This window comes from Leptolyngbya sp. FACHB-36 (assembly GCF_014695955.1).
GTDB lineage: Bacteria > Cyanobacteriota > Cyanobacteriia > Leptolyngbyales > Leptolyngbyaceae > FACHB-36.
Genome location: NZ_JACJPG010000169.1, coordinates 1 through 6,437, shown reverse-complemented (window position 1 = coordinate 6,437; position 6,437 = coordinate 1). Strand labels below are relative to the sequence as shown.

Genomic DNA, 6,437 nt, shown 5'->3' with positions numbered 1-6,437 from the left:
GCGTGCGGACCAACGGGAATTGGCAGAACGATCGGCTTAGATCCCGCACTATGGCTCAGCCCCTTGCAAACCGCTTGATACTCAGCTCCTCGACAAACCAGAATCGTTGGCGTTGACATTGTTTATACCAATTTTTCAAATTCCAGCTACCACTCAAAACACTAGAACCCAAATGGAATCTAGCGTTTGCAATTCCAAATTACGAATTACGCACTGGCGTCAAGCGGTGTAGGAGCAGGCATAGACGCCCGATCGCCACAGCTGCCGCCCGTGAATGCCATCGTCTGCTGTGAAATATAGCGTGCCATTGATGTTGGTCAACCTTTGAGGATTGGAGCCTAAGCCGCCAGAATAAAGGTCTGCCACGGGTGCTAGATTGCCGCTGCTGTCGATCTGCCACAGCTCAGAACCGCTAACGCCGTCATCGCCAGTGAAGTACAGCGTATCGTTAATGGCAAGCATCGTAGGCGGATTGAGAGAGTTACGATCGGGCTGAATCCCCAATACCTGCACAGCAATCCCGCTGCTGTCTACGCGCCACAGTCCGGCATCGCTGATGCGATCACTGGAATCTGCTGTAAAGTACAGCGTGCCGTTGACGTTGCTCAAATTTCGAGGAAACGAGCTAAAACTGCCAGGGCGAATGTCTGCCACTTGCACGGCAGTAGCGCCACGGTCTACGCGCCACAGCTCAAAACCGCTGATCCCATCATTAGCGCTGAAGTATAGGCTGTCGCCAATACGAGTCACCCCAAACGGATCTGAGCTGCCGCGATCGCGGTTGATGTCAGTCACCTGCACAACGCTACCGCTGCTGTCGAGCCGCCACAGCTCAGCGCCACTGATGCCGTTACTCGCTGTGAAGTACAGCGTACCGTTGACGTTGGTTAGAGACGATGGATTGGAACTCTCACGACCTGGAGCAAGATCTGCGACCTGTACCGCTGCGCCTTTCTTGTCGAGTTTCCATAACTCCTTGCCGCTAATGCCGTCATCCGCTGTGAAATATAGCGTGCCGTTCACATTGGTCAAACTGTACGGCTCAAATCCTAGAACATTAGAATTGCCTTTCGTAACTTGTATGGCTGTGCCGCCACTGCCGACTTGCCACAGATCCCGACGACCGCTGCGCTCCTTGGCTGAGAAGTACAACGTGCCGCTAATATCGATTAAATCAAGCGGACCAAACGTGTCAAGGTTGGCGTTGACGGCGGGAACTTGTACGGCTGCGCCACGATCGTCAATCTGCCACAGTTGGCTACCATGACTGCCATCATTTGCTGTGAAGTACAGCCTGCCGTTCACATTAGTTAGCTGGGATGGAAAGGAACTCGACCTGCCAGGAACGATATCCGCGACCAGCGCGACGGTGCCCGTGTTGTCGAGCCGCCATAGCTCTTGCCCAGTCGCGCTGTCATGAGCGACAAAGTACAGCGTGCCGTTCACGTCGGTTAGCTGTAGAGGCGACTCGATCGATCGTCGATTAATCTCTCCGACTTGTGCAGCACGACCGCTGCTGTCGAGCCGCCACAGCTCCCTACCGCTGATGCCATCGTCCGCTGTGAAGTACAGCGTATTGTCAAAGATAGTTAGCTCCAACGGAGAAGACCCATCACGACCGAGATTGCTGTCTGCAACTTGTGCGGCGCTACCGCTCCTGTCGAGCTGCCATAGCTCCTTGCCACTGACGCCGTTGTCCGCTGTGAAGTACAGCGTGCCGTTGACGTTGATCAACTTGGAGGGACCGGACCCGAAGAGATTGGGGCTAATAGCAGTGACCTGTACGGCGGTGTTGTTCTCTAGTTTCCAGATTTCTCGATCGTCGGGGTGTCCCTCAGCGACGAAATACAGCGTACCGTTCACGTCGGTTAAGCTGAGCGGACCTGCTCCTGCCGGATTTAAGTTGATATCGGTGAGTCGGACCGCTGCGCCGCTGTCGTCGAGCCGCCAGAGTTCCTGCCCACTGCTGCCGTCATTGGCTGTGAAGTACAGCGTGCCGTTAAAACTGATCAAATTGGACGGACGGGAGCTAGAAGCACCCTGGTAGATATCGGCAACTTGTACCACACTGCCGCTGCTGTCAAGCCGCCACAGTTCCTCTCCACTGCTGCCGTCATCGGCTGTAAAGTACAGTGTGCCGTTCACGTTTGTCAAATTAGACGAATTAGAACTGTACTTTCCAGGGTTAATGTCTGCAACTTGTCTCGCCGTACCGCTACCGTCCACTTGCCACAGCTCATCGCCGCTGATGCCGTCATTCGCCCCGAAGTACAGTGTGCCGTTTAGGATGCTTAGGACTGGAAGGCTGGCGGAATTCAGCCCGCTGAGGCTGCCAGGGCGAATATCGGCAACCTGCACCGGAGTTCCATGATCGTCCAGTCGCCACAGCTCACGTCCGCTGATGCCGTCATCGGCTGTGAAGTACAGCGTGTTATTGAAGTTGATTAACTGTGAAGAACTGCTGAGACTGAAGCTGCCAAGATTGCCTGGGAGAATGTCCGCTATTTGTTCGGCTGCCCCATTCCGATCCAGTCGCCACAGTTCCTCTCCGCTGATGCCGTCATCGGCTGTAAAGTACAGCGTGTCATTGATTTGGGTGAAGTTTAACGGGAAAGAGCCAAAGCTACCGGGGCGAATATCGACAACTTGTACCGGAGTTCCGCTGTCATCCAGCTTCCACAACTCCGTACCGCTGATGCCATCGTCGGCGGCGAAGTATATCGTGCCATTCAGCACCGTTAACCGGGATGGACCGGAGCCATAAGTCGGCACAGTAAAGTCGGTTAGCCGGGTTGGGGCAGCGATCGGCGCCGTTATCGGTGAAGCACTGGAATGAGCCGCGATCGCTGGCAATGACTGCAGAGAGCCGTCCGTCGTCCCTAACGCAGGCATCAGTGGCGCATCCAACGATGCCGCGAGAACGTTGTTGGGCAGTGGGCTACTGTCGCTGCTGGGTGACCACATCGATTCCATGAGCTTGTCCGTTGGGGAATGAAGAATTTTGAGGACACGATCGCCCACCGCTCACTACCTGCAAAGAGCGACGAACTGCCCTAAAACTGGTGTGGGGCTTAGAGTGTTGCGAGGACCGATGCTACTCAATTTTCCTCACAGACGGGTTAACTCTACCTCATCAATCAGGTTAAGCTTAGGGTCGAACCAGGTCCTCAGCCTTCCGATTGACGGACTGCCCAACCTCAGCCTTCCGATTGACGGACTACCCAAAAAGACGTTACACGAGAGCGCTACGATGACAGGTAGTTTGTTCATGACGGCAGTCTTCTCATGGTTGAACCAAGTCATAGGTTGTCCCTGCGGGAACGCTTAAACATTTCTCGGCTGGCAATCCAATTTCCCTGGGTAACGCTGGGTTTCTGGATTGCTGTAGCCGTAGCGGGCGTGCTGGCGTTTAGCTCACTCAAGTACGCGCTGTTCCCAGACATTACCTTTCCTGTTGTGGTGGTGAATGCGTCGGCTCCCTTAAAGACGGCGTTGGACACCGAGCGAGACTTGACAACGCCGATCGAACAGTCGCTTCAAACCCTGAGTCGGCGCACTGGAACCAACTCGACAACCTATGCAGGGCAATCGGTGATTCGATTGCGGTTTCAAGTTGGAACAAACCTGGATGAGTCCACGCGACAAGTCGAAAATACGCTAAAGCAGTTGAAGCTGCCTGCTGGAGCGACATCTAAAGCTATCCCCATCAATTTGAACGAAGCGGCAGTGGTGAGCTACGCCGTAGAGGGCACCTCGCAAACGCTAGCGCAGTTAGCTCAAACAACCAACGATCAGATTTTGCCCACGATCACCGACGTTCCCGGCGTACTGAAGGTCAATTTGCTGGGTAACTCGCGCCCGATCGAGGTAGCTCAACTGACCAATCCTGAGCAGGCACAGCAGGCGATTTCGCAAGCCGGGACCAGCGTTCAGTTCAACGGGCGCGAGGCGCTGGCGTTTCAAGTGGTTAAGCGCAGCGATGCAAACACGTTAGAGGTTGTGCAGCAGGTAGAAGACGCGGTTCAGCGCCTACAAAACCAGCTTCCCACTGTCAAGCTGACCTTAGCGACGACGCAGGCAGACTATATTCGTTCGGCGACCCAAGAAACCATTCAGGCGCTCATCGAGGCGATCGTCCTCTCGGTGGTGGTGATCATGCCATTTCTCCGCAGTTGGCGTGCAACCATCATCTCAGCACTGGCGATCCCGATGTCGCTCTTGGGGACGTTTATCGTCATGGCAATCTACGGCTTTAACTTAGAGACGATTACGCTACTAGCGCTGGCAATGGTGATTGGCAGCATCATCGATGACGCGATCGTGGATGTGGAAAACATTGCTCGTCACTTGGAGCAGGGCGAATCGCCTAAGCAGGCAGCAATTCTGGCGACGAACGAGATCGGATTGACCGTCACCGCCGCAACGCTGACGGCTGTCGCGGTATTTCTACCCGTGGGGTTGATGGGCGGCGTGCTGGGGCAGTTTTTCAAGCCCTTTGGCATCACGATCTCAGCCGCCATGCTGATTTCGCTGCTAGTTGCTCGCACGCTGTCGCCCTTGCTCGCGGCGTATTGGCTCCGCCCTGCGAAGCGCTCCGAGACGCCGAATCCCCGTCGGGACTGGCTCGCAGGCATCGATCGCGGCTACCGAACGCTGTTAGGTTGGTCGCTGAGGCATCGGGGCGTCGTGGTTGGTGTGGCGATCGTCAGCTTCGCTGTGGGGTTAGCGCTGATTCCGCTGATTCCCAAAGGCTTCATTCCGAAGCTCGATCGAGGCGAATTCAATATTACGTACACGGCACCGCTGCCCAAAATTCCAACGGATTTGGCGGCGCAGGCGCAACAAGCTGCCGCCCAACTGCCACCGGGAGCCACGCCTCCGACTCCACCGCCGTTTGATCCGCTGGCAGATTCGCGCAAGGTGGCGAACGAGTTGGATGCCTTTGTGCGGCGATCGCCGGATGTCGACACTGTATTTACCGTCGTGGGAACGCGGCAGGGCGAACCCAATAAAGGCAGCCTCTACATTAAACTAAAGCAGCAGCGCTCTACGGATACGGCGCAACTGCAAGATCAATTCCGGCAGCAGCTTCCTAAGCTGGCAGGCGTCACAACCAGCGTTGAGGACATTCAGTTTGTGGATACGGGCGGCGAGAAGCCTGTGCAAGTGCAAATTGTTGGCAATGATTTGACTGCCTTGAACAAAGCCGCACGGGACATCAAAGCCAGACTGGAAAAAATTCCGGGCATTGAGGATCCCTCCACTACTGCCGACAACAACAGCACGACCATTACGGAAATTAACCGTACGGGTGGTCAGCGCGTTGCCACTATCAGCGCCAATCTGGGGCAGTCGCTGACGATTGGCGAAGCCACCGATCGCGCGGTGGCTGAGGCAAAAGCAGTTCTGCCTGCAGGAGTCTCGTTACGGTTGGGCGGCGATTCTGCTCGCGTTGATGAAATTCTTGGCAGCTTTGGCTCAACGCTGGGCCTGTCGCTGCTGTGCATTGTCGTGGTGCTGTTCGCGTTGTTTAAACGCTGGACGGATACGCTGGTGATTTTTGTGTCGCTGCCGCTGTCGATCGTCGGTGCCATGCTGGGATTGCTGCTGACGCGCAGCGATTTCGGCATGATTTCGCTGATCGGCATCATTTTCCTGCTCGGCTTGACCAACAAAAATGCCATTCTGATTGTGGACTACATCCGGCAGCTGCGGCGATCAGGGAAATCCCGCACCGAGGCGATTTTAGAAGCCGGTCCGGTGCGCTTGCGCCCAATTCTAATGACGACGGCAGCAACAATTTTGGGAATGCTGCCGCTGGCGCTGGCGTTGGGAGCAGGGGCTGAACTCCGCGCGCCAATGGCGGTGGCAATTATGGGCGGGTTGGTTACGTCCACGCTGCTGAGCCTAATTGTGGTTCCGGTCATCTACGACTTAGTGGATGACTGGCGATCGCTCTTCAAACGCCAGCGCAATCGAGTCTGAGACGAAATCTAGCGTTTGCTATTCCAAGTTCCGAATTCCGAATTCCGAATTGGTATAACGGGTCGATCGCGCTATCAAGAAAATGCCGTAACGCGCCAATGCTCGACAGGCATGTTGCCGTCTGCTAGTCGTGGTGCTGCGCCGCACAGGTCGGATGCTAAAATGATCAAACCATTCGGGGAGTTAGCTCAGTTGGTAGAGCGCTGCGATCGCACCGCAGAGGTCATCGGTTCAACCCCGTTACTCTCCATTGATGTTGTTGTACATTCGCACATTAAATGTCGCGTTTCGCACATTAATGTCGTTCTAGGGCATTTCTGTTGTATTCGCACATTAATGTCGTTAAGTGAGAGTTTGCTAGCATTTCGCACATTAATGTCGTTTCTGCTGAAATCGTCAGATTAAGCTTAGTTCGCTTAATGGTGAGATCGCAGCGCTCCTTTCAGTCCTCC

General features: G+C 55.1%; 2 protein-coding genes, 1 tRNA gene and 1 pseudogene. 2 read left to right on the top strand and 2 right to left on the bottom strand.

What is annotated here, in order from left to right; genetic code table 11:
* Both H6F43_RS22970 and H6F43_RS02620 read right to left on the bottom strand, forming a co-directional pair.
* A pseudogene (locus H6F43_RS22970) lies at positions 1-119 on the bottom strand (nucleoside phosphorylase); the annotation flags it as partial.
* A 100-nt stretch (positions 120-219) separates the two neighbouring features.
* Positions 220-2,973, bottom strand: coding sequence for a hypothetical protein (locus H6F43_RS02620; RefSeq protein ID WP_190340448.1), 2,754 nt, complete (start codon positions 2,971-2,973; stop codon positions 220-222).
* A 312-nt stretch (positions 2,974-3,285) separates the two neighbouring features.
* Here H6F43_RS02620 and H6F43_RS02615 point away from each other — a divergent pair, with 312 nt between their 5' ends.
* Entirely contained in the window at positions 3,286-5,985 is a 2,700-nt protein-coding gene (locus H6F43_RS02615) for an efflux RND transporter permease subunit (RefSeq protein ID WP_190340447.1), read from the top strand.
* 177 nt (positions 5,986-6,162) lie between these two features.
* A tRNA-Ala gene (locus tag H6F43_RS02610) sits at positions 6,163-6,235 on the top strand.
* The last annotated feature ends 202 nt before the right edge of the window (positions 6,236-6,437 follow it).

What these genes read in the sequence shown, in the direction of transcription:
- H6F43_RS02615 (WP_190340447.1), top strand. Translation starts at nt 3,286, where the DNA reads ATGGTTGAACCAAGTCATAGGTTGTCCCTGCGGGAACGCTTAAACATT.
- H6F43_RS02620 (WP_190340448.1), bottom strand. Translation starts at nt 2,973, where the DNA reads ATGGAATCGATGTGGTCACCCAGCAGCGACAGTAGCCCACTGCCCAAC.